Genomic DNA, 20488 nt, shown 5'->3' with positions numbered 1-20488 from the left:
CGCGTGGCCCGGTTTTTATTTGGGCGCCAGTCGGCATGTTCGACGGCACGCTTCAACGCATCGATATATCTCCAGGCTGTGGGGCATATGCAACCAATAGGTATTTCCACTGTGCAATAATATTGGTCCTAAGCAGTACTTTGATGCCGGCGTGAAGCTATTTGCGCACCCATCATCCGCTTCGCAACCCTCCTCTATATATCCCATGAAAAATCTACGAATCGGCCCCCGGCTGGCCATTAGCTATGCCGTGGTCCTTGGTCTTTTGATTGTCCTGATTCTCGTCAGCCTGATGCGCATGAGCGGCATGAACGACGCAACCAACCGCCTGGTGAAGACCAGCATGGTCAATCAGCGCGCAGTGGCGGAATGGGCCAAGATCATCGAAGTCAACAGCACGCTGGTCGAGATGGCGTACCGCACACCGGATGAGAACGTCGTGAAAGACATCGCCGCGCGCATGCAAGCCGGATCGGTACGTTCGGCCGCGCTGCAGGAGCAGATCAAGGCCGGGCTGCGCAACCCCAAGTCGCAAGCGCAGTTCGAAGAAGTCAAAGCTGCCCGGGTTCCTTACCTGGCGGCGCGCAAGGACCTGATGGCGGCCAAAGATGGCGGCGACCAGGAAGGCGCGGAAAAGATTTTCGTTGAACGGATGCGTCCTGCCAGCCTCGCCTATAACGCTGCCGTGCAACGGCTGGCCGTGGCGCAGCAAAACTCGGCGGAAAACTTTGCCAACGAAGCCGCCGACACGTATACCAATTCGCGCTCCATCCTCATCGCGCTGGGTATTCTCGCCGTCGCGCTGGGCCTGGGCTTCGGCGTCTACATCACGCGCTCCATCGTGCGTCCGATCCAGGATGCCGTGACGATTGCGCAGCGCGTCGGCGAAGGCCATCTCGACACGCATATCGCGAGCGAGGGCAAGGATGAAACCGCGCAACTGCTGGCGGCGTTGCAGAAAATGAGCAGTAACCTGATCGTCATCGTCGACCAGGTCCGCAGCGGCACCGACACCATCGCCACGGCATCGGCGGAAATTGCCGCGGGCAACCAGAATCTGTCGAGCCGCACCGAACAGCAGGCCGGTTCGCTGGAAGAAACCGCATCCTCGATGGAAGAGCTGACCTCGACCGTGCGCCAGAATGCCGAGAACGCCCGCCGTGCCAACACGATGGCAGCGGAAGCGGCGGGCATCGCGGGCCAGGGCGGCGCCGTGATCGCCAACGTGATCGGCACGATGAGTGAAATTAACGCGTCGTCGCGCAAGATCGTCGACATCATCAGCGTCATCGACGGCATCGCCTTCCAGACCAACATCCTGGCGCTGAACGCCGCGGTCGAAGCGGCCCGTGCAGGCGAACAGGGCCGCGGCTTCGCCGTGGTCGCCTCCGAGGTGCGCAACCTGGCGCACCGCTCTGCCGCCGCGGCCAAGGAAATCAAGGGACTGATCGACGCTTCGGTGCAGAAGGTCGAAGCAGGCACCACCCTCGTGGACAATGCCGGCGCCACCATGGCCGACATCGTGCAAAGCATTTCGCGCGTGACCGACATCATGAGCGAAATCTCGCATGCCAGCGACGAACAGACCGCAGGCATCGAGCAAGTCAATGAAGCCATCAACGAGATGGACCAGGTGACGCAGCAGAATGCCGCGCTGGTGGAACAGGCCTCGGCCGCCACCGAGGCCATGCAGCAGCAGGCCGCGCAACTGGCCGACCTGGTCAGCGTATTCAGGACCGGCAGCGCCCGCACGCAGGCGGCGACGCCGCATGCCGGGTCACAAGCCAATCTGCAAGCCAGGCCGGCGCAACGGGTCGCCCTGCCGGCCTGACGCGGCGCGCATCGAACGCCGGCGCGCCCCATGCGGCGCGCCGGCGATTGAACGTTGTAACGCGGAATTGCATCATCGCGGTCGGCAGGCCGATATCATCCTCGCTACACTGGATGCATCGACGCCGACCGGACAGCGTGACGCCATGCGTAACTTCTTCAATTCCCACTGGAAGGTCATTCTCGCGATCCTGCTCGCCATCGTGCTGGCGATGTTGACCGTGGACACCAGGTCAAATGGTCCGCCGCTGGCGGCGCGCCTGCACGAGCATGTGCAGGCGTTGGCGTCCGACCGGACGCCGCAGGCGATGCGCCATGTCGAGGTGTCGCTGATGCGCTCGGGGTATGCGCCACGCACCCTGCACGACGGCAGCTGGCGCGGACACGGCATCGAGGTCTCGATCGCCAACCTGGCACCGGGCGTAGGGCCGCAGCAACTGTTCATCGTCGGTGCACGGCTGGGGCCGGACGGCAATCCCGGCGCGGCCGCCGTGCTGGAACTCGCGCGCGCCGTCAAGGACGTGCGGCTGGCCTACGGGACCGAGATCCGGTTCGTGTTCTTCGACAGTGGAGAAAAGCAGCGCACGAGCCATGACCTGGCGCTGGCCGATCCGGGGGCAGGTGCGAACTTCATGGCCTTCATCGGCTCGCGCGAAGCGTCGGCGCCGGTGCGCCAGGCGCTGGCGGCGTTCCGCAGCGATCCCGTGATGGCGCGCCAGGGCCTGGCGGCGCCGGCGCATGTGATGGGGGTGACCATGTACGGTCATGGCGCGGTCCGGGGAGATGGTCCGGCGCTGGTGATCACCGACACCGGCTTCCTGCGCTACCCCTATTTCCGCGCCAACGACGACGTCGACGACCTCGATTACGAGGGCATGGCGCACGTCGTCGATGGGTTGGCGCAGACGCTGGCAGCGCTGGCCGGGGCAGTCGAGACCTGAACCTCCCTGCCCTGACAGCCGGCCTCACTCGGCCAGGAACATCTCCTGCAGGTCGTTCAAAAAGCGCCGTCCCAGCTCCGTCGGCTGGATCAGCTGGTGGTCGCGCGTGAGCAGACCCTTGGCTTCGGCTTCGTCCAGCGCCTTGCGGATGGCGCCGATGTTCATGCCGGTGCGCTCGCCGAACAGGTTCGGATCGAACCCTTCGGTCAGGCGCAGCGCGTTGAGCATGAATTCGAAGCCCATGTCGGCGCGGCCGATCTCGTGCTCTTCCTGCACCGGGTTGCCGCGCTTCGCCGCCTCGATATAGGAACCCGGCTGCTTGAAGCGCGCCTGGCGCAGCACGCGGTGCGGGAACGACAGCTTGGAGTGGGCGCCGGCGCCGATGCCGAGATAGTCGCCGAACTTCCAGTAGTTCAGGTTGTGGCGCGCGCGGTGGCCCGGTTTCGCATAGGCCGACACCTCGTAGTGGCCGTAGCCGGCGCCAGATGTCATCCCGGCGATCAGGTCCTGCATGTCGGCGCTCAGGTCGTCGTCCGGCAACAGCTCGGGCGGGTACTTGGCGAATACCGTGTTCGGTTCCATCGTCAGGTGGTACAGCGACAGGTGCGGCGGTGCGAAGTCGAGCGCGGTCTGCAGGTCATGGCGCGCCTGCTCCAGCGTCTGCGACGGCAGCGCGTACATCAGGTCGAGATTGAAGTTCTCGAACGTGTTCTGCGCGATCTCGACCGCGCGCAATGCTTCGTTGCCGTCGTGGATGCGGCCCAGCGCCTGCAGGTGCGCCGGGTTGAAGCTCTGGATGCCGATCGACAGGCGGTTGATGCCGCTGTCGCGATAGCTCCTGAAACGCTCGGCCTCGAAGGTGCCGGGATTGGCTTCCATCGTGATCTCGGCGTCCAGCTCCAGCGGCAGCAGCGTGCGCAGGTCGGACATCAAGCGATCCAGTCCGGCGGCCGAGATCAGGCTCGGGGTGCCGCCGCCGATGAACACGGTGTGGATCTTGCGGCCCCAGATCAGCGGCAGCGATTGCTCCAGGTCGAGGCGCAGCGCGTCCAGGTATTCCTGCTCGGGCAGCTCGCCCCTGGCTTCGTGCGAATTGAAGTCGCAATACGGACATTTGCGCACGCACCAGGGCCAGTGCACGTACAGCGACAGCGGCGGCAAGGCCGCCAGGTTGAGCGCGCCCGGCTGCAGGTACTGCAGCGCGGCGCTGGCCGGGGTACGCGGCTCGCCGGCCGCCGGGGCGGCCACTTTAATTGGAATCATTTCAGCAGTGATTACTTCAGTTTCTCGACCAGCGCACGCAGCGCCTGGCCACGGTGCGACAGTGCGTTCTTTTCCTGCGGCTCGAGTTCGGCCGTGGTCTTGCCCAGCGCCGGGATCAGGAAGTGCGGGTCGTAGCCGAAGCCGTTGGCGCCGCGCGGCGTGACCACGATCTCGCCGTCCCAGCGGCCGTCGGCGATGATCGGCTGCGGGTCGTCCGGATGGCGCACGTAGACCAGTACGCAGTAGTAATAGGCCGACTTGTCGGCCTTGGTCGACAGCTCGGCCAGCAGCTTGCGGTTGTTGCGTTCGTCCGATTTCGGTTCGCCGCCGAAGCGCGCCGAATGCACGCCGGGCGCGCCGCCGAGCGCGTTGACGCACACGCCCGAGTCGTCGGCCAGCGCCGGCAGGCCGGTCAGGCGCGATGCGTGGCGCGCTTTCGCCAGCGCGTTCTCGACGAAGGTGCCGAACGGCTCCTCCGCTTCCGGCACGTCGAATTCGCCTTGCGCATGCAGGTCGAAACCGATCGGGGACAGCAGCTGGGCGAATTCCTTCAGCTTGCCGGCGTTGTTGGAGGCGAGGATCAGGCGTTGGGTCATGGTGGCGGGAGAAGCTTGGGTGGAAAGGCGGGTATTTTACGCCCTTGTTGCCAGGGCGTGCGACGCCCTGCAACCATCCGCGGATTCAAGCGTCGACGCGCAAGGCCTGCTTCTGCAGATGCACCAGATCCGCGATCCCCTGCTGCGCCAGGTCCAGCAGGCGGTTCATTCCGGCGCGGTCGAACGCCGCCCCTTCGGCCGTGCCCTGCACCTCGACGAAGTTCCCGTGCTCGGTCATCACCACGTTCATGTCGGTGTCGCAGTCCGAATCTTCCACGTAATCCAGATCCAGCACCGGCACGCCGCGATAGACGCCAACCGACACCGCCGCCACGAAATGGCGCACCGGGATGGACGCGATCAGCCCGCGCTCCAGCAGCACGGAAAACGCGTCGTACGCCGCCACCATGGCGCCGGTGATCGCGGCCGTGCGGGTGCCGCCGTCGGCCTGGATCACGTCGCAGTCCAGGTGCAGCGTGCGTTCGCCGAAGGCCTCCAGGTCGAACGCGGCGCGCAGCGAACGGCCGATCAGGCGCTGGATCTCCTGGGTGCGACCGGTCTGCTTGCCGCGCGCGGCTTCGCGGTCCATGCGCGTGTGGGTCGAGCGCGGCAGCATGCCGTATTCGGCGGTCAGCCAGCCCTGGCCCTTCCCTTTCAGGAACGGCGGCACCTTCTCTTCGATGCTGGCGGTGCAGATCACCTTGGTGTCGCCGAACTCGATCAGCACCGAACCCTCGGCGTGCCTGGTGTACTGGCGGGTAATGGAGATCGGGCGCAACTGGTCGACGGTGCGGCCGCTGGGACGCTGTTCAAAAGTCATGGTGATGCTTTCTTATTTGAGTAACTGGGATGATTTCTCGATCGCGGCCCTTATTTCAGCAACTGCGTCTGCGATCGCTTTTTCGATGTCGTCCGCGCCGAAGCTGTCCGATTCGCCCGGCGCCGGTTCACCGGCCACGATGGTGGAACTGACCGCATCGTCGGCCAGCATCTGGGTCGAGATCACGTTCGGAAGTGCAGCGTCCACATCGGCGCCCTGCCACATGATGCCGAGCGCGGTGACGTTGTCGGCGCCGGCGCCGCCGATCGCGGCCGCCATGTTCACCATCTCGGGCACCGCCGCCACCACGCCGCCGGGATGGGCCAGGCGGTGCACGATCTCGCTGTCGGGCAGCATCGACCACAGGCCGTCGGAGCACAGCAGCAGCACGTCGCCCGGCTGCAGGCCGGCGCGCGCCGACAGTTCGATCTTCGGTGGGCTGGACGCGCCCAGGCAGTTGTACAGCTTGTTGCGGTCGGGGTGGGTGGCGCGCTCGAGCGGGTCAGCGCGGCCGCGCTCGATCAGGTATTCGATGTGCGAGTGGTCGCGTGTGCATGCCAGGATCTGGTTGCGCCGCACCCAGTACAGGCGCGAGTCGCCGCAGTGCGCCCACAGCGCGCAGTTGTGCTGCACCAGGCAGGCCACGATCGTGGTGCGCGGCAGCTCGGGCAGGTCGTTGGCCACGGCGTGGGCCTGGATGTCGTGGTGCGCCTGCAGCAAGGCCTCTTCCAGGAAGCGCTCGGGCTTTTTCACATAGGGCCGCGCTTGCAGCCGGAACATCATGCCCACCGTCTGCATCGCGATCGAAGCGGCGACTTCGCCGCCCTGGTGCCCGCCCATGCCGTCGGCCAGCAGCAGCAGCAGCGCGTCGCGCGTGAAGCTGTAGCCCATCCGGTCCTGGTTGATCTTGCGTCCGCCGATATGGCTCTGCTGGTACACCGAAAACTGCATCGCTCGATTCCTTTCAGCCGCGCCGGAATGCGCTCAGGCGGCGCACCACGCCGCGCCAGCCTGCCGGCGCATCCGCTTCCGCCTCGTCCCCGGCGTGCGCATCGCGTTCCGGCGCCGCCTCGTAAGGCTCCGTCAGCGCCTTCTGGATCGCGAACACGCTTTGCGGACGCGCCAGCGGATCGAGCTCCAGGCAGGTGCGCACCAGCGCGGTCAGTTCGCGCGAGTAGCGTCCCTGCAGCGCCGCCAGGTGGCCCAGCACCTTGTCCTGGGCGCGGCGCGCGTCGACCGGCTGGGGCGTGGTGCAGGTCATGCAGGCGAACATCGCCGCGCCCAGGCTGTAGATGTCGGTCCACGGCCCGAGATTGCTGCCACGCGCGTACAGCTCGGGCGCGGCGAAGCCGGGCGTGTACATCGGCGCCAGCATCGGCGCGTCGCTGTGCAGGGTCTGGCGCGCGGCGCCGAAATCGAGCAGCAGCGGTGTGCCATCAAGGCGCAAGTAGATATTCGCCGGTTTCAGGTCCAGGTGCAGCAGCTTGTTGGCGTGCACTTCACGCAGGCCGCGGCAGACGCAGCCGAACACCTGGCGGATGAATTGTTCGCTCGGGCGGCTGCGGCGGGCAGCGCAGCGCGCGATGTGTTCCTGCAGCGCGTGGCCGGACTCGTAGGCCATCACCATGTACACGGTCTCGTGGGCGCTGAAGAAGTTCAGCACCCGCACCACGTTCGGGTGCACGATGCGCGCCAGCGCCCTGCCCTCTTCGAAAAAACACTTGAGGCCGATGCGGAAGACCGGCAGGTTTTGTTTGGCGACAGTCGGCGTCAGTTCGCCCGGCTGGCGCAGCGCCAGCGCGCTCGGCAGGTACTCCTTGATCGCCACCGCATTGCCCTCGCCGTCATAGGCAAGGTAAACAATACTGAACCCACCGGACGCAATTTTCTTTACAATGCGGTATCCGGCAATGTCCAGCCCATCGGGCAGGGGAGCGTTATTCTGTGCAGCCATCCAAAGGGTTTCCTTGCTAAACAGGGCGATTGTGTGGATAAATGTCGGCTTTGTAAAGAATAAAAACCGGGGATCCCATTGAGCATTTCAAGCATGACAGGTTATGCGGTCGCCACCAGCGAAGGCGCTGCCGGAACCCTCACGATCGAAATCAAGAGCGTCAATTCGCGTTTCCTCGATCTGCAGTTCCGCATCAACGATGAATTGCGCGCGCTGGAACCCGACCTGCGTTCGGCGATCATGGCCGCCATCACGCGCGGCAAGGTCGAGGTGCGCCTGTCGTTCGGCCGCAAGGCCAGCGGCGGCTCGCAGGCCCTGAACCACGCGCTGCTGGCCGACCTGGCGCGGCTGCAGGTCGAGGTGGCGAACCACTTCGCCCAGGCCGCGCCGATGACGGTCGCCGAGCTGCTGCGCTGGCCGGGCGTGGTCGAGGAATCGACCATCGGCCAGGAGTCGCTGCAGGCCGACGTGGCCGCCCTCACCGCCACCACCATCGCCGCTTTTGTGGACAGCCGCAAGCGCGAAGGCGCGGCGCTGGAAGCCATGCTGCAGTCGCGCATCGACGCGATGGAAGTGATCGTCAAGCGCATCACGCCCTTGATTCCGCAAGTGATCGCGCAATTCCAGCACAAGGCGATCGAGCGCATGCAGGATGCATTGGGCCTGGCCGGCCACGGCAATCCGTCGACCTTGACGCGCCAGGAAGTGCTGGAGCGGATTCGCCAGGAAGTGACCTTGTACGGGATCCGGATCGACGTCTCGGAAGAATTGTCGCGCCTGTCGGCGCACCTGAACGAAACGCGCCACATCCTGAAAAAAGGCGGCCAGGTCGGCAAGCGCCTGGACTTCATGATGCAGGAACTGAATCGCGAAGCCAATACGCTGGGCGCCAAGGCGTCGGTCAAGGAATTGGCGGATGCGTCGATGGAATTGAAACTGCTGATCGAGCAGATGCGCGAGCAGGTGCAGAATCTCGAGTAATGACGCCGGAGTGATCCGGAAATAAGAAATGATCGGCCGAATTCGAGCCGGTTGAACGCGTCGACGGGGAACCCGTCAACCCTACGTTGATGCATGTTGCCGCATTCGTAGGGTTGGCGGCTACGCCGCCGACGCGTTCAACGTTAACATGACATGTCGCGACATCACGCTCGCAACGCAACCGCGCATTGAAGCCGCATTAACAAAGGAATCCCCCATGCTCCCACACGCTTTCTCCGGCAGCCTGTTCATCGTCGCCGCCCCGTCCGGCGCCGGCAAGTCGAGCCTGGTCAACGCCCTGCTGGCCCAGGAGCCGGGCATCAAGCTGTCGATCTCGACCACCACGCGCCAGCCGCGCCCTGGCGAGCTCGATGGCCAGCACTACCACTTCACCAGCGCCGAGGATTTCGTGAATCGCGCCGAGCGCGGCGAATTCCTGGAATGGGCCGAGGTGCACGGTAATTACTACGGCACCAGCCGCCTGACCGTGGAAAACGAAATGAAGAACGGCACCGACATCCTGCTCGAGATCGACTGGCAGGGCGCGCGCCAGGTGAAGAAGCTGTTCCCGGACGCGGCCGGCATTTTCATTTTGCCGCCGTCGATCGAGGCGCTGGAAGAGCGGCTGCACAAGCGCGGCACCGACGAACCGCACATCATCACCCGTCGTCTGCTGGCGGCCGGGGGCGAGATGGCTCACGCTCCCGAGTTCGAATATGCTATCATCAACGAAGAGTTCAACGTCGCCCTGGCCGAACTGCAGGCGATTGTCAAAGCGACACGTTGCCGATTCGCCCAGCAGGCGGCGCGCAACGCGGCGCTGTTTGCCCAGCTGGGTATCCACGCGCAACAACCGCAATCCTGATTCCGCGCGCCCTTATTGACATATCTGGGCGCGCTGTACTTGTTTATATCCTTCATTAGGAGCACCACATGGCCCGCATCACCATCGAAGACTGCCTCAAGAACGTCCCGAACCGCTTCCAGCTGACCCTGGCCGCGACCTACCGCGCACGCCAGCTGCTGCAGGGCCACACCCCGAAGGTCGAAGCCAAGGACAAGCCGACCGTGGTCGCCCTGCGCGAAATCGCCGCCGGTAAAGTCGGCCTGGAAATGCTGAAGAAAGTCCCGATGTAATTACTCGGGGTTGCCCGAGTTTTGCTCCGAATCTGCGTCATCCCGTCTTCTGCTATTCTGTACTCACCACGGATTGACGATTAAAGTATGAACCTGTTTCCCCCGGACTCGACTCAACCACGCAACCCCGTTCAAAAGGAACGGCGCGCCGATAACCGTCCACCGGACTATATCGAGACCGCCGCCGTTCCCGGTGTCGCGTCGGTGACGCAGCTGATCGCCAAGCTGTCCGAGTACCTTACCCCCGCCGAACTGAAAAAGGTCAAGGAAGCCTACCGCTTCTCTGACGAAATGCACCTGGGCCAGGTCCGCAAGTCGGGCGAGCCGTATATCTCCCATCCGATCGCGGTCGCGGAAATCTGCGCCGAGTGGAAGCTCGACGCCCAGGCCATCATGGCCGCCCTGCTGCACGACGTGATCGAAGACCAGGACGTCAAGAAGGACGAACTGATCGAGCGCTTCGGCGCCCAGGTCGCGAACCTGGTCGACGGCCTGTCCAAGCTCGAAAAAATCGAATTCCAGAGCCAGCTCGAGGCGCAGGCGGAAAACTTCCGCAAGATGCTGCTGGCCATGGCCTCGGACGTGCGCGTCATCCTGATCAAGCTGGCCGACCGCCTGCACAATATGCGCACGCTCGGCTTCATGGTGCCGGCCAAGAAACGCCGCATCGCCGGCGAGACGATGGAAGTGTACGTGCCGATCGCCCACCGCCTCGGCCTGAACAACATCTACCGCGAGCTGCAGGACCTGGCCTTCTCGCACCTGTATCCGCTGCGCTACCAGACCCTGTCGAAGGCGATCAAGGCCGCGCGCGGCAACCGGCGCGAAGTGGTCAAGAAGATCATGGAGTCGGTCAAGACCCAGCTGGCCAGCAGCGGCCTGCAGTTCGAGGTCGACGGCCGCGAAAAGACGCTGTTCGGCATCTACAAGAAGATGCGCAACAAGCACCTGTCGTTCTCGCAGGTGCTGGACGTGTACGGCTTCCGCGTGGTCGTGGATAGCGTGCCCAACTGTTACGTGGCGCTGGGCGCCCTGCACGCGCTGTACAAACCGATGCCGGGCAAGTTCAAGGACTACATCGCGATCGGCAAGATCAACGGCTACCAGTCGCTGCACACCACCCTGATAGGCCCCTACGGCACCCCGGTCGAATTCCAGATCCGCACCCAGGACATGCACCGCACCGCCGAGAGCGGCGTGGCGGCGCACTGGTTGTATAAAACCGGCGACTCGAATCTGTCCGACCTGCAGCAGCGCACCCACGCCTGGCTGCAGTCGCTGCTCGACATCCAGCAGCAGACCGGCGACTCGGCCGAATTCCTCGAGCACGTGAAGGTCGACCTGTTCCCGGATTCGGTGTACGTGTTTACGCCCAAGTCGAAGATCATCGCCCTGCCGCGCGGCGCCACGGCGCTCGACTTCGCCTACTCGATCCACACTGGCATCGGCGACCACACGGTGGGCGTCAAGATCAACAACGAAGAACAGCCGCTGCGCACCGAGCTGCACAACGGCGACATCGTCGAGATCCTGACCGACACCGAATCGCGTCCGAGCCCGACCTGGCTCAGTTTTGTCCGCACCGGCAAGGCACGTTCGGCGATCCGCCACCACCTGCGCACGGTCGACGTCAACGAATCGAGCGAACTGGGCCGCGAACTGCTGGCGCAATCGCTGGCGGTGCGCAACATCAAGCCCGAGCTGCCGGAAGCGACCGTCGCCAAGCTGCTGGCCGAATCCTCGGCCAACACGATGGACGAGCTGTACGCCGACATCGGCATCGGCAAGCGCATGCCGGCCCTGGTGGCGCGCCATATCTTCGGTTTGATGGAAGGCGACCCGGACCTGCTGCCGTCGCACCAGCCGCTGCCGGCCGGCGACGTGGCGCCGGTGACGATCTACGGCAGCGAAGGCGTGGCGGTGCAGCTGGCGCCATGCTGCCTGCCGATTCCCGGCGACCAGATCATCGGCCAATTGCGGCGCGACCAGGGCCTGGTGGTACACACCTGCGACTGCGTACCGGCCAAGCGCGTGCGCGCCAAGGAGCCGGACCGCTGGATCGCGGTGCAGTGGGGCGAGGAATTGAACCGCCGCTTCGAGACCCGGATCCGTCTGCTCATCAACAACGAGAAAGGCATCCTGGCGCGCGTGGCGGCCGAGATCGGCGAGTCGGACGCCAACATCACCTACGTCGGCATGGATGAGGACGACGAAGGCACGATGACCCAGCTGCGCTTCACGATCCAGGTACAGGATCGGGTGCATCTGGCGCAATTGATCCGCAATCTGCGGCGGGTGACCGGGGTCAATCGCGTGGAGCGCGAGCGGACGTAATGTTCGGCGCCCATGCGGGCGCATGCTTACCCCGTAGGGTTGGCGGCTCCGCCGCCGACGCGATGATGGTTGGCAGCGAGATCATCCGGCACGGTAGCGGAGCTGATAACAATCGACGCGTCGGCGGCAGAGCCGCCAACCCTACGCCTTGCTCACCGCCAGGATGCTGTCGAACGCATCGCACGCACCCTTGCACGCTTCGGCAATCTGCTCCGGCGTCGTCACCTCGGCCTTCAACGCCCCCATGAACGCGCGCCAGCGCGGGCCGGGACCGGCGTCTTCTCCACGCAGATAACGCAGCGGATGCGGCGCCAGCCGCTCGGCCAGGCGCCCGTACAGCACCTTGCCGCCCAATTGCGAACCTTCGATTACATAGCACACGCCCCAGCGGTAAGCGGCGCTGGCGTCCAGCGGCCAGCCCTCGGGCGATGGTGCGGGAGGATGGCGCGGCGCGGCTGCCGGCGGCATGCCGGGGCCGTGCAGGTCGGCCTCGATCAGCGCCACATGCGCCACCGCCGGCAGGGCTGCCTGCGGACCGTCGTGGAATCGCCCCAGCCACGCCTTGAGCGGCAGCAGCCAGTCGCGCACCATGGTCAGGTGCGCGGCGTAGTCGGTGAGGTCGGGCTCGGGCCGCGCCAGCGGCATGCCGCCGTCGAGCCGTTCGTGACGCGCGCCGGTGGCGGCGCGCAGGGCGGCCAGCGCATCGGCGTGCGCGGTGTCGTGGGATTGGTTCATGCGGCGGCCAGGAAAGATGGGGAAGGATTCTGGGAAAGCATCCACCATCTTACCAGTCGACACCGCTTTCAGTCGGCGACCGGCTCGGGATACTCGACCGCGACGATCTCGAGCTCGTCCATGCCGAGCGGAGTCTGCAGCTGGGCGACGTCGCCCTCGCGGCACTTGGTCAGCGCGCGCGCCACCGGCGACACCCAGCTGATCTTGCCCTTCAACGGGTCGAGCTCGTCGATGCCGACGATGGTCACCACGTGCTCTTCGCCGGCCTTGTTGATGTAGGTAACGGTGGCGCCGAAAAACACCTGGTCGTTGCCGTGGTGGACGCTGGGGTCGACCACGAACGCCGAATCCATGCGCTTGGTGAGGAAGCGGATGCGGCGGTCGATCTCGCGCAGGCGGCGCTTGCCGTAGATATAGTCGCCGTTCTCGGAACGGTCGCCGTTGGACGCGGCCCAGTGCACGATGCGCACCACCTCGGGCCGGTCGACGTCGATCAGCTGCAGCAGCTCGTCCTTGATGCGCTGATAGCCGGCAGGCGTGATGTAGTTCTTGGCGCCCTCCGGAATGGCTTGCGCCAACGCCAGTGCTTCGCCGTCATCGTCGTCGTTGTCGGACTCTTTTACGAATGCCTTGTTCATGACGCCATTGTAACGAGAGTTCACGGGAATCGCGGCGCGTTTGCCGTATCATGTTGCCAACATCCGTCGCGTGCGGCCACAACCAGAGAGACAAACGATGAGCACGCCCTCGCCTGCATCTTCCCCCGCCGAGCCGCAGCCTGCCGCCCACCAGCCGCCCGGCCTGGTCTACCAGTTCCGGCTGTGGCCGGACGGGCGCAGCGCCTTCCCCAGCCTGAGCGACGGCTGCCACTCCCTGCTCGGCCTGTCGGTGGACGCGCTGCAGCGCGACCCGTCCCTGTTCGAATCGCTGATCCTGGACCAGGACCGCCAGGGCTACCGCGACGCCATGCACGCCTCCGCCACCACCTTGGGCAGCTGGAACTGGGAAGGCCGCATCTGCATCGCCGCCTGGAACGACGTCAAGTGGATCAACCTGCGCGCCACGCCGCATGCGCTGCCCGAAGGCGTGATACAGTGGGACGGCATCATGACCAACATCAGCGCCAGCCGTCACGAGCAGGAAGCGGCGCGCCGTTCGCACGAGCGCCTGCTCGAACTGACCGCCCACATCGAGCAGGCCAAGGAAGACGAGCGCGCCCGCATCGCGCGCGAGCTGCACGACGACCTGGGCGGCAACCTGACAGCGATCAAGATGGCGCTGGCAATGCTGGCGGCGCGCCTGCCCGACGACCAGCCTGGCCTGCTCGAAAAAGCCGCCTACGTCGACGGCCTGGTCGACCGCAGCATCGAGGCGGTGCACCGCATCTCGCTCGACCTGCGCCCCAGCACGCTCGACCTGGGCCTGGTGGCGGCGCTCGAATGGCAGGCGCGCGAATTCGAGAAGCAGACCGGCATCGCGGTGGTGATGCGCTGCCCGGACGGCGACGTCGAGCTCGATCCCGACCACGCCACCGCCCTGTTCCGGGTCTACCAGGAGGCGCTGACCAATATCGCCAAGCATGCCGGCGCGACCCGGGTCACGGTGTCGCTGCGGCGCCAGCGCAGCCACCTGACCCTGACCGTGTGCGACAACGGCCGCGGCCTGGTCCCGAGCGACCGCCTGAAGCCGCACTCCTTCGGCCTGCGCGGCATGAGCGAGCGCGCCGCAGCGATGAAGGGAACGTTGGCCTTGTCGGCGGGGCCAGGAGGTGGCACGATGGTGACCATCAAGACCAGGCTGGCCGCGCCGCCGTCTCCTTCGGGCAGCGGACGCCCGGCACAAGAACAAGAATGACCGAGAAAACTATCCGCGTGTTCATCGCCGATGACCACGCCATCGTCCGCGCAGGACTCAAGCAAATCCTGGCCGAAGAACGCGACATCGTCGTCGCCGGCGAAGCCGAGACCGGCCTCGACGCCGGGCGCCTGGTGGGCAAGGCGCGGCCGCACGTGATGCTGCTGGATATCTCGCTGCCGGACCGCAACGGCATCGAGGTGCTCAAGCAGATCAAGAAGGACAAGCCCGAACTGGCGGTGCTGATGCTGTCGATGCACCGCGAAGACCAGTACGCGATCCGCGCCCTCAAGGCCGGGGCCGCCGGCTATCTGACCAAGCAGAGCGCGCCGCGCGAGCTGGTGACCGCGATCCGCCAGGTGGCGGGCGGGCAGAAATACGTCAGCGCGGCGCTGGCCCAGACCCTGGCCAGCCAGGTCGGCGCCGACCACGAGGCGGCCCCGCACGAAGGCCTGTCGGACCGCGAATACCAGACCCTGACCATGATCGCGTCGGGCCGCACCGTGAGCGAAATCGCGCAGGAGCTCAAGCTGTCGGTGAAGACCGTCAGCGAATACCGCGCGCGCCTCTTGGTGAAGATGCAGCTCAAGACCAGCGCCGAACTGACCACCTACGCGATCCGTAACGGCCTGGTCGACTGAATGTGACATTCTGTTGTAAGGCGGAGGCGTAATCGTGCTTGTCGTCTTTTTTAATTGATAAGCGGCAAGAAAGCTGCTTATCATGTCGCCAATCCGGCAAATCCGTCCTCGCAGCATCCCATGGCTACTCCGACCACTCCCACCGCCAATTCCACGCTGAATCCGGCGGACATCGCGCGCGAAGCGTTCCGCCGCCTGGCCACGCGCCGCATCGCGCCGACGCCGGACGCCTACCGCGCCATCTACGACGAGATCGCGGGTGTACCGTCCAAGCGTGCCGAACCGCCATCGCCATCACCGCCGGCGCCCGACCATGGCGCGAGCGAAGTGCTGGCCGCTTTCGCGCGGCGCCTGCTGGAGACCCCGGGCGAACTGTCGGACTACGGCCGGCGCATGGCGCGCGCCGTGAAAACCGCCGACTGGAGCGGCTATACCCAGGCGCTGGCGCAATTGTCCGAGCGTCACCTGCGGCGCAACACGCCGGTGATGGCGCTGGGCACCGAAGAACCCGATACCCGCCTGCTGCGCGAGATGCTGGCGCGCACCCTGTCGTTCGCCTGCGCCTCCCTGCTGGACGGCAATCCCGAGATGGTGCTCGAGGCCGAAGCGCTCGGCGCCCTGGTCAAGAATGCGGTCGGCGAAGCCGAGCTGCAGGACATCGCCGCGCGCCTCAAGCAACTGTGCTTCCAGATCGAACTGCGCAAGGACGAAGGCGCCGAGCGCCAGGAACTGCTGCTGCGCCTGTTCCGCCTGCTGCTCGACAACGTCGAAGGTTTATTGGAAGACGACAACTGGATGCGCGGCCAGGTGCTGGCGGTGCAGGACCTGATCGCCGGTCCCCTGGACGCGCGCGCGCTGGAAGACGCCACGCGCAGCCTGAAGGACGTGATCATCAAGCAGGGTCACCTGAAGCACGGCATCGCCGACGTGCGCGCCACCATGAAGAACATGATGGCGACCTTCATCGACCGCCTCGGCTCGGCCGCCGCCTCGAGCGGCGAATACCACGCCAGGCTGGGCGGCCTGTCGGAACGGATCGCCGGCGCCGCCGACATCGACGAACTCAACGCCGTGCTGGACGAGGTGCTGCGCGAGACGCGCGCCGCGCAGGACGAGGCGCTGGCTTCGCGCGACCGCATGCTGGCGGCGCACCAGGAGGTGCAGGACGCCGAACTGCGGATCCGCGAGCTGGAAGCAGAGCTGCAGCATATGAGCGAGCTGGTGCGTGAAGACCAGTTGACCGGCAGCCTGAACCGGCGCGGCCTGGACGACGTCTTCGAGCGCGAATCGGCGCGCGCCGACCGCCGCAATACGCCGCTGTGCGTGGCATTGCTGGACCTGGACAACTTCAAGCGCCTGAACGACACCTACGGCCACATGGCCGGCGACGCCGCCCTGCGCCACCTGGTGAAGGTGGTGCGCGAGACGCTGCGCGCGGTGGACGTGATCGCGCGCTTCGGCGGCGAGGAATTCCTGATCCTGCTGCCGGAGACCAGCGTCGAGGCGGCAGCGGCGGCGATGGTGCGGGTGCAGCGCGAGCTGACCAAGCATTTCTTCCTGCACGATAACGAAAAGATGCTGATCACGTTCTCGTGCGGGGTTGCGCTGCGCCATCCGCACGAGGAGCAGGCCAGCCTGATGAAGCGCGCCGATGGGGCCATGTACCAAGCCAAGAATAGCGGCAAGAATCGGGTGGTGATCGCGAGCTAAGCTGAGTTTCCACAAGGTTACACTCGGCCTCATCGCTCATCTTTCATCCCGATCGACCGCTCATGGCTATTTTGCATCATACCGTTACTTTGCCTGCGCTCATGCCGCGCTACGTCGAACGCTTTCGGTGTATTGGCGCCAGCTGCGAGGATAGTTGTTGCTCCGGCTGGCCAGTCCATATCGACAAGAAAACCTACAACGCCTATCGCAGTAAAACGTTTCCTATCCTGCGCCAGCTAGAAACCAAACTGAGGCGAGTCGAAGGCGCTGAGAGCGATGCAATGTACGCCACCATTGAACCGGTAGGCGAACATCAGAATTGTGCTGCTTTCAAAAATGGCAGCTGTACGGTGCAGGCCAGCATCGGGGAAAGCTTTCTCTCGAATGTGTGCCATACCTTTCCTCGAGTGAACCGAAGTATTAATGGACATTTTGAGCAGGCCATGTCGCTTTCATGTCCGGAAGCAGCACGTCTAGCACTACTGGCCGAGGACGCATTTGATTTCGTTGAGTCGCCGGCTGGTGTGCGTGTAGACACTGTACATGCGATCGAGATGAGCAATTCGCTGATGGCCGAAGCCATGACTGAAGCGCGTATTTTCTGCCTGAACCTGATGCGCACCCGCGAACTGCTCTTATGGCAGCGTCTGGCCCTGCTAGGTACATTCTGCGAAGCTCTAACATCTAATCAACGTGACCAGGACGGGCAGAACGTTCAAGCGCTGATCAAGGATTTCACGCAACTGATCGAGAGTAGCAACATGACTGCAACGCTCGACCTGATCCGTCCGGACCACGGCGCTCAGGCCAAGGTATTTGCCTTGTTATGGAGCGCCAAGGGTTTCACTGCTACGTCGCCATTCCAGCAATCCGTTATCGAACAGTTATCGCGCCAGCTCGGTGCTGACGAACATGGCGTGGTCAGTGAATCCAGCCTGATACGCGGCTATCAGCGCGGCCTGGCGCGGCTGGACGAAGCGTTGCAACAGACACCCTATCTGCTGGAACACTTTGTACTCAATGAAATGTTCACTCAGTTGGTTCCGTTCAATAGCAAGGACGCGTATGACAGCTATCTGGGGCTGATCGCGCGTTTCGGTCTGCTGCGCCTGTTGCTTGCTGCCCAGTGCAATACTACCGGCGGCCTGCCGCCTGTGGCGACTCTGATGGCGACTGTGCACTTGCACTGTCGTCGCTTCCAGCATGACCGTGCCTATACGGTGCATGTCAAGAATGCGCTGCGTGATAGCGGCTGGGCTGGCTTGGACAGGCTCTATACGCTACTGCGCACTTAACGCAGGCTGCTGTCAAGTACCTTACTGGGCCGGACTTTTCACGTGCGATGGAGCTTTTCGGCGCTGCCACAGCATATCGAACTCATCAAAAAAATTCTTTTTTGCCCTCAAGTTAGCCTTTTACCTGCCGTCAAGACCGAACCTTGCACCGCAGCTCCCCAAAAAATGCACTTTTTTTGTGATGGCCGCCCTAAACTTTTTCCGTAGGGCACCGTTACCAGTAACAACAGCGGATTGAACGTCACGGAACAGCGTGGCGGTCCAATGTGAACCAGCGGTAAAGTCGCCGCACCCCGCAAGACCACGTCTCTGGAGTAGACACCATGGCATCCGTCATCAATACCAACGTAGCATCCCTGAACTCGCAGCGTAACCTGTCGGCTTCGCAATCGTCCCTGAACACCTCGATCCAACGCCTGTCGTCGGGTCTGCGCATCAACAGCGCCAAGGACGACGCCGCCGGCCTCGCGATTTCGGACCGCATGAACTCGCAGATCAAGGGCATGAACCAGGCCACCCGCAACGCCAACGATGGCGTGTCGATGGCCCAAACCGCAGAAGGCGCCCTGTCGAGCTCGGGCGACATCCTGCAGCGTATCCGCGAACTGGCAGTGCAATCGTCGAACTCGTCGAACTCGGCCAGCGACCGCCAGGCCCTGCAGACTGAAGTGACCCAGCTCAGCTCGGAACTGAACCGCATCTCGAACACCACCGAATTCAACGGCCAGAAGCTGCTGGACGGCACCATGGGTACCGCCAACTTCCAGGTCGGCGCCAACGCAGGCCAGCTGATTTCGATGACCGGTTCGAACTTCCAGACCAACACCTACGGCAACAACAACATTTCGTCGAATGGTGTTGCCGCTGCCGCTACCAGCAGCGCGAAAGAAGGTTCGTTCACCATCAACGGCGCGCTCGGTTCTGAAACCATCAAGACCATCGCAGCTGCTGCCGGCACCCCGGGTACTGCCGGTCCTGACGGCGTTGCCGGGAATGCCGATGACGTGGCCGCAGTTGCTGCCGCCAAAGGCTCGACAGCCAAGTCGATCGCCAGCGACATCAACAACAAGACCGCGAAGACCGGCGTTACCGCAAGCGCCACGACCGAGATGAACCTGAAGATGGAAGCAGGCTCGTACTCGTTCACGCTGCAATCGGACAACGAAAAAGCCGTCAATATCTCGTTCTCGGTGGGCGGCAGCGCATCGAACGCGACTGATTATGCGTCGGCCATCAACGCGATCAACGCCCAGTCGGCCAATACCGGCGTGACTGCCCAGTACGACAGCAAGGAAGGCGGCATCAAGCTGACCAATGCGACTGGCGAAAACATCGCGATCGCCAACGGCGCCACCGCCAACACCAAGCTGGAAGTGCGTAACTACCAGGCCGACGGCAAGGTACCGGCTACTGCCAACATTGACCTGACCGCCGCCAACGCAACCGCTGTTGCCAATGGCCGTGTCTCGTTCGACTCGGAAAACAGCTTCTCGGTGACTGACGCAGCAGGTAGCGCCACCCCCGCAACCAGCGGCTCCGGCTTCAACCTGGCTGCTGACGGCAACGCTTCGAAACTGAAATCGGTCGCATCGCTGGACATCACCACCTTCGAAGGCTCCCAGGCAGCGATCAAGATCGCCGACGCCGCCCTGGCCAAGGTCAACGGCCAGCGCGCCCAGTATGGCGCCCTGCAGTCGCGCTTCGAATCGGCGATCTCGAACCTGTCGTCGACCACCGAGAACCTGTCGGCATCGCGCAGCCGTATCGTCGATACCGACTTTGCTGCTGAAACCGCGAAAATGACTCGCGGCCAGATCCTGCAGCAGGCCGGCACTTCGATGCTGGCCCAGGCGAACTCGCTGCCGAACGGCGTCCTGTCGCTGCTGCGTGGCTAATCGCTAGCACAAGGTAACAACGCGCTGTAAGCGATTCCCCGGCTGAAGAAATTCAGCCGGGGAATTTTTACTAGGGAAATCGACATGCAAATCCACACTACCGGTTTGCCGCTCACCCCGCGCCTGGACGAACGTCCGGCTGCGGCGGCCGAGAGTGGCGCGGTCGCCGGACGCCCCGTGCGTCCTGAGTCCGACATGGCCACCACGCCGCCGAGCAAAGAAGATGTTTCGGCTGCAGTGGACAAGCTCAACGAGGCTATGCAGGTCTCGTCCCAGAGCCTGAAGTTCGAGATCGACGACGATACCAAACAGATCGTGGTCAAGATCATCGACCAGAGCACCCAGGAAGTGGTGCGCCAGATGCCGACCGAGGAAGCCTTGCAGATGGCCAAGTCGATCGACAAGATGCAGGGATTGCTGATCCGGCAAACCGCCTGAACAGAAATCGTTGCTGCGCAAACGGCGCCGTCTCTCTGGAGACGGCGCCGTCTTTCTTTAATGG

Annotated in this window: 19 protein-coding genes; 12 read left to right on the top strand and 7 right to left on the bottom strand. The window is 64.1% G+C overall.

Features of this window, described 5'->3' with window-relative positions; genetic code table 11:
* Nucleotides 1-151: 151 nt before the first annotated feature.
* Together QPK27_RS02005 and QPK27_RS02000 are read left to right on the top strand one after the other, a co-directional pair.
* Complete coding sequence (locus QPK27_RS02005; protein WP_290416516.1) at nucleotides 152-1831, top strand: methyl-accepting chemotaxis protein; 1680 nt, start codon at nucleotides 152-154, stop codon at nucleotides 1829-1831.
* A 145-nt stretch (nucleotides 1832-1976) separates the two neighbouring features.
* Nucleotides 1977-2771 (top strand): hypothetical protein, encoded by a 795-nt coding sequence (locus QPK27_RS02000; RefSeq protein WP_290416515.1) that lies wholly within the window; start codon nucleotides 1977-1979, stop codon nucleotides 2769-2771.
* A gap of 24 nt (nucleotides 2772-2795) precedes the next feature.
* Here QPK27_RS02000 and hemW read toward each other — a convergent pair whose 3' ends face one another.
* The 5 genes from hemW to QPK27_RS01975 form a co-directional block, all read right to left on the bottom strand.
* Complete coding sequence (hemW, locus tag QPK27_RS01995) at nucleotides 2796-4034, bottom strand: radical SAM family heme chaperone HemW (RefSeq protein WP_290416514.1); 1239 nt, start codon at nucleotides 4032-4034, stop codon at nucleotides 2796-2798.
* A gap of 11 nt (nucleotides 4035-4045) precedes the next feature.
* On the bottom strand, nucleotides 4046-4630 hold the full coding sequence (gene rdgB, locus QPK27_RS01990) for an RdgB/HAM1 family non-canonical purine NTP pyrophosphatase (RefSeq protein ID WP_290416513.1): 585 nt from the start codon (nucleotides 4628-4630) through the stop codon (nucleotides 4046-4048).
* Between the two features lie 85 nt (nucleotides 4631-4715).
* Nucleotides 4716-5450, bottom strand: a complete 735-nt coding sequence (gene rph / locus QPK27_RS01985) for a ribonuclease PH (RefSeq protein WP_290416512.1) — start codon at nucleotides 5448-5450, stop codon at nucleotides 4716-4718.
* A 12-nt stretch (nucleotides 5451-5462) separates the two neighbouring features.
* The gene (locus QPK27_RS01980) at nucleotides 5463-6401 is read right to left on the bottom strand and encodes a PP2C family serine/threonine-protein phosphatase (RefSeq protein ID WP_290416511.1); all 939 of its coding nucleotides are present in this window, start codon (nucleotides 6399-6401) and stop codon (nucleotides 5463-5465) included.
* Nucleotides 6402-6414: 13 nt separating this feature from the next.
* Complete coding sequence (locus tag QPK27_RS01975) at nucleotides 6415-7404, bottom strand: serine/threonine-protein kinase (RefSeq protein ID WP_290416510.1); 990 nt, start codon at nucleotides 7402-7404, stop codon at nucleotides 6415-6417.
* Between the two features lie 93 nt (nucleotides 7405-7497).
* Between QPK27_RS01975 and QPK27_RS01970 the strand changes: the two genes are divergently transcribed.
* The 4 genes from QPK27_RS01970 (at nucleotide 7498) to QPK27_RS01955 (ending at nucleotide 11856) form a co-directional block, all read left to right on the top strand.
* Nucleotides 7498-8385: a YicC/YloC family endoribonuclease gene (locus QPK27_RS01970; protein ID WP_290416509.1), complete on the top strand. Its 888-nt coding sequence runs from the start codon at nucleotides 7498-7500 to the stop codon at nucleotides 8383-8385.
* Between the two features lie 217 nt (nucleotides 8386-8602).
* On the top strand, nucleotides 8603-9250 hold the full coding sequence (gene gmk / locus QPK27_RS01965) for a guanylate kinase (protein ID WP_290416508.1): 648 nt from the start codon (nucleotides 8603-8605) through the stop codon (nucleotides 9248-9250).
* Nucleotides 9251-9318: 68 nt separating this feature from the next.
* Nucleotides 9319-9522 (top strand): DNA-directed RNA polymerase subunit omega, encoded by a 204-nt coding sequence (gene rpoZ / locus QPK27_RS01960; protein ID WP_005665923.1) that lies wholly within the window; start codon nucleotides 9319-9321, stop codon nucleotides 9520-9522.
* 87 nt (nucleotides 9523-9609) lie between these two features.
* On the top strand, nucleotides 9610-11856 hold the full coding sequence (locus QPK27_RS01955) for a bifunctional (p)ppGpp synthetase/guanosine-3',5'-bis(diphosphate) 3'-pyrophosphohydrolase (protein WP_290416507.1): 2247 nt from the start codon (nucleotides 9610-9612) through the stop codon (nucleotides 11854-11856).
* A 141-nt stretch (nucleotides 11857-11997) separates the two neighbouring features.
* Here QPK27_RS01955 and QPK27_RS01950 read toward each other — a convergent pair whose 3' ends face one another.
* A complete protein-coding gene (locus QPK27_RS01950) occupies nucleotides 11998-12591 on the bottom strand; it encodes a biliverdin-producing heme oxygenase (RefSeq protein WP_290416506.1) in 594 nt (197 codons plus the stop codon).
* A 68-nt stretch (nucleotides 12592-12659) separates the two neighbouring features.
* Entirely contained in the window at nucleotides 12660-13229 is a 570-nt protein-coding gene (gene greB, locus QPK27_RS01945; RefSeq protein WP_290416505.1) for a transcription elongation factor GreB, read from the bottom strand.
* 97 nt (nucleotides 13230-13326) lie between these two features.
* Here greB and QPK27_RS01940 point away from each other — a divergent pair, with 97 nt between their 5' ends.
* The 6 genes from QPK27_RS01940 (at nucleotide 13327) to QPK27_RS01915 (ending at nucleotide 20424) form a co-directional block, all read left to right on the top strand.
* On the top strand, nucleotides 13327-14445 hold the full coding sequence (locus tag QPK27_RS01940; protein WP_290416504.1) for a sensor histidine kinase: 1119 nt from the start codon (nucleotides 13327-13329) through the stop codon (nucleotides 14443-14445).
* On the top strand, nucleotides 14442-15086 hold the full coding sequence (locus tag QPK27_RS01935; RefSeq protein ID WP_290416503.1) for a response regulator transcription factor: 645 nt from the start codon (nucleotides 14442-14444) through the stop codon (nucleotides 15084-15086). Before QPK27_RS01940 ends, QPK27_RS01935 begins: the two co-directional genes overlap by 4 nt.
* Nucleotides 15087-15206: 120 nt before the next feature.
* The gene (locus QPK27_RS01930) at nucleotides 15207-16796 is read left to right on the top strand and encodes a GGDEF domain-containing protein (RefSeq protein ID WP_290416502.1); all 1590 of its coding nucleotides are present in this window, start codon (nucleotides 15207-15209) and stop codon (nucleotides 16794-16796) included.
* 62 nt (nucleotides 16797-16858) lie between these two features.
* Nucleotides 16859-18091, top strand: a complete 1233-nt coding sequence (gene fliB, locus QPK27_RS01925) for a flagellin lysine-N-methylase (RefSeq protein WP_290416501.1) — start codon at nucleotides 16859-16861, stop codon at nucleotides 18089-18091.
* A 323-nt stretch (nucleotides 18092-18414) separates the two neighbouring features.
* Nucleotides 18415-19986 (top strand): flagellin, encoded by a 1572-nt coding sequence (locus QPK27_RS01920; protein WP_290416500.1) that lies wholly within the window; start codon nucleotides 18415-18417, stop codon nucleotides 19984-19986.
* A gap of 84 nt (nucleotides 19987-20070) precedes the next feature.
* Nucleotides 20071-20424, top strand: a complete 354-nt coding sequence (locus tag QPK27_RS01915) for a flagellar protein FlaG (protein WP_290416499.1) — start codon at nucleotides 20071-20073, stop codon at nucleotides 20422-20424.
* The last annotated feature ends 64 nt before the right edge of the window (nucleotides 20425-20488 follow it).

Source organism: Massilia sp. YIM B02443 (assembly GCF_030411955.1).
Taxonomy (GTDB): Bacteria; Pseudomonadota; Gammaproteobacteria; order Burkholderiales; family Burkholderiaceae_D; genus Telluria.
This window is presented reverse-complemented; position numbering and strand designations above follow the sequence as displayed.

Excerpts from the sequence above, each read along its gene's own strand:
- QPK27_RS02000 (WP_290416515.1), top strand. The coding sequence starts at position 1,977 with ATGCGTAACTTCTTCAATTCCCACTGGAAGGTCATTCTCGCGATCCTG.
- hemW (WP_290416514.1), bottom strand. The coding sequence starts at position 4,034 with ATGATTCCAATTAAAGTGGCCGCCCCGGCGGCCGGCGAGCCGCGTACC.
- rdgB (WP_290416513.1), bottom strand. The coding sequence starts at position 4,630 with ATGACCCAACGCCTGATCCTCGCCTCCAACAACGCCGGCAAGCTGAAG.
- rph (WP_290416512.1), bottom strand. The coding sequence starts at position 5,450 with ATGACTTTTGAACAGCGTCCCAGCGGCCGCACCGTCGACCAGTTGCGC.
- QPK27_RS01980 (WP_290416511.1), bottom strand. The coding sequence starts at position 6,401 with ATGCAGTTTTCGGTGTACCAGCAGAGCCATATCGGCGGACGCAAGATC.
- QPK27_RS01975 (WP_290416510.1), bottom strand. The coding sequence starts at position 7,404 with ATGGCTGCACAGAATAACGCTCCCCTGCCCGATGGGCTGGACATTGCC.
- QPK27_RS01970 (WP_290416509.1), top strand. The coding sequence starts at position 7,498 with ATGACAGGTTATGCGGTCGCCACCAGCGAAGGCGCTGCCGGAACCCTC.
- gmk (WP_290416508.1), top strand. The coding sequence starts at position 8,603 with ATGCTCCCACACGCTTTCTCCGGCAGCCTGTTCATCGTCGCCGCCCCG.
- rpoZ (WP_005665923.1), top strand. The coding sequence starts at position 9,319 with ATGGCCCGCATCACCATCGAAGACTGCCTCAAGAACGTCCCGAACCGC.
- QPK27_RS01955 (WP_290416507.1), top strand. The coding sequence starts at position 9,610 with ATGAACCTGTTTCCCCCGGACTCGACTCAACCACGCAACCCCGTTCAA.
- QPK27_RS01950 (WP_290416506.1), bottom strand. The coding sequence starts at position 12,591 with ATGAACCAATCCCACGACACCGCGCACGCCGATGCGCTGGCCGCCCTG.
- greB (WP_290416505.1), bottom strand. The coding sequence starts at position 13,229 with ATGAACAAGGCATTCGTAAAAGAGTCCGACAACGACGACGATGACGGC.
- QPK27_RS01940 (WP_290416504.1), top strand. The coding sequence starts at position 13,327 with ATGAGCACGCCCTCGCCTGCATCTTCCCCCGCCGAGCCGCAGCCTGCC.
- QPK27_RS01935 (WP_290416503.1), top strand. The coding sequence starts at position 14,442 with ATGACCGAGAAAACTATCCGCGTGTTCATCGCCGATGACCACGCCATC.
- QPK27_RS01930 (WP_290416502.1), top strand. The coding sequence starts at position 15,207 with ATGGCTACTCCGACCACTCCCACCGCCAATTCCACGCTGAATCCGGCG.
- fliB (WP_290416501.1), top strand. The coding sequence starts at position 16,859 with ATGGCTATTTTGCATCATACCGTTACTTTGCCTGCGCTCATGCCGCGC.
- QPK27_RS01920 (WP_290416500.1), top strand. The coding sequence starts at position 18,415 with ATGGCATCCGTCATCAATACCAACGTAGCATCCCTGAACTCGCAGCGT.
- QPK27_RS01915 (WP_290416499.1), top strand. The coding sequence starts at position 20,071 with ATGCAAATCCACACTACCGGTTTGCCGCTCACCCCGCGCCTGGACGAA.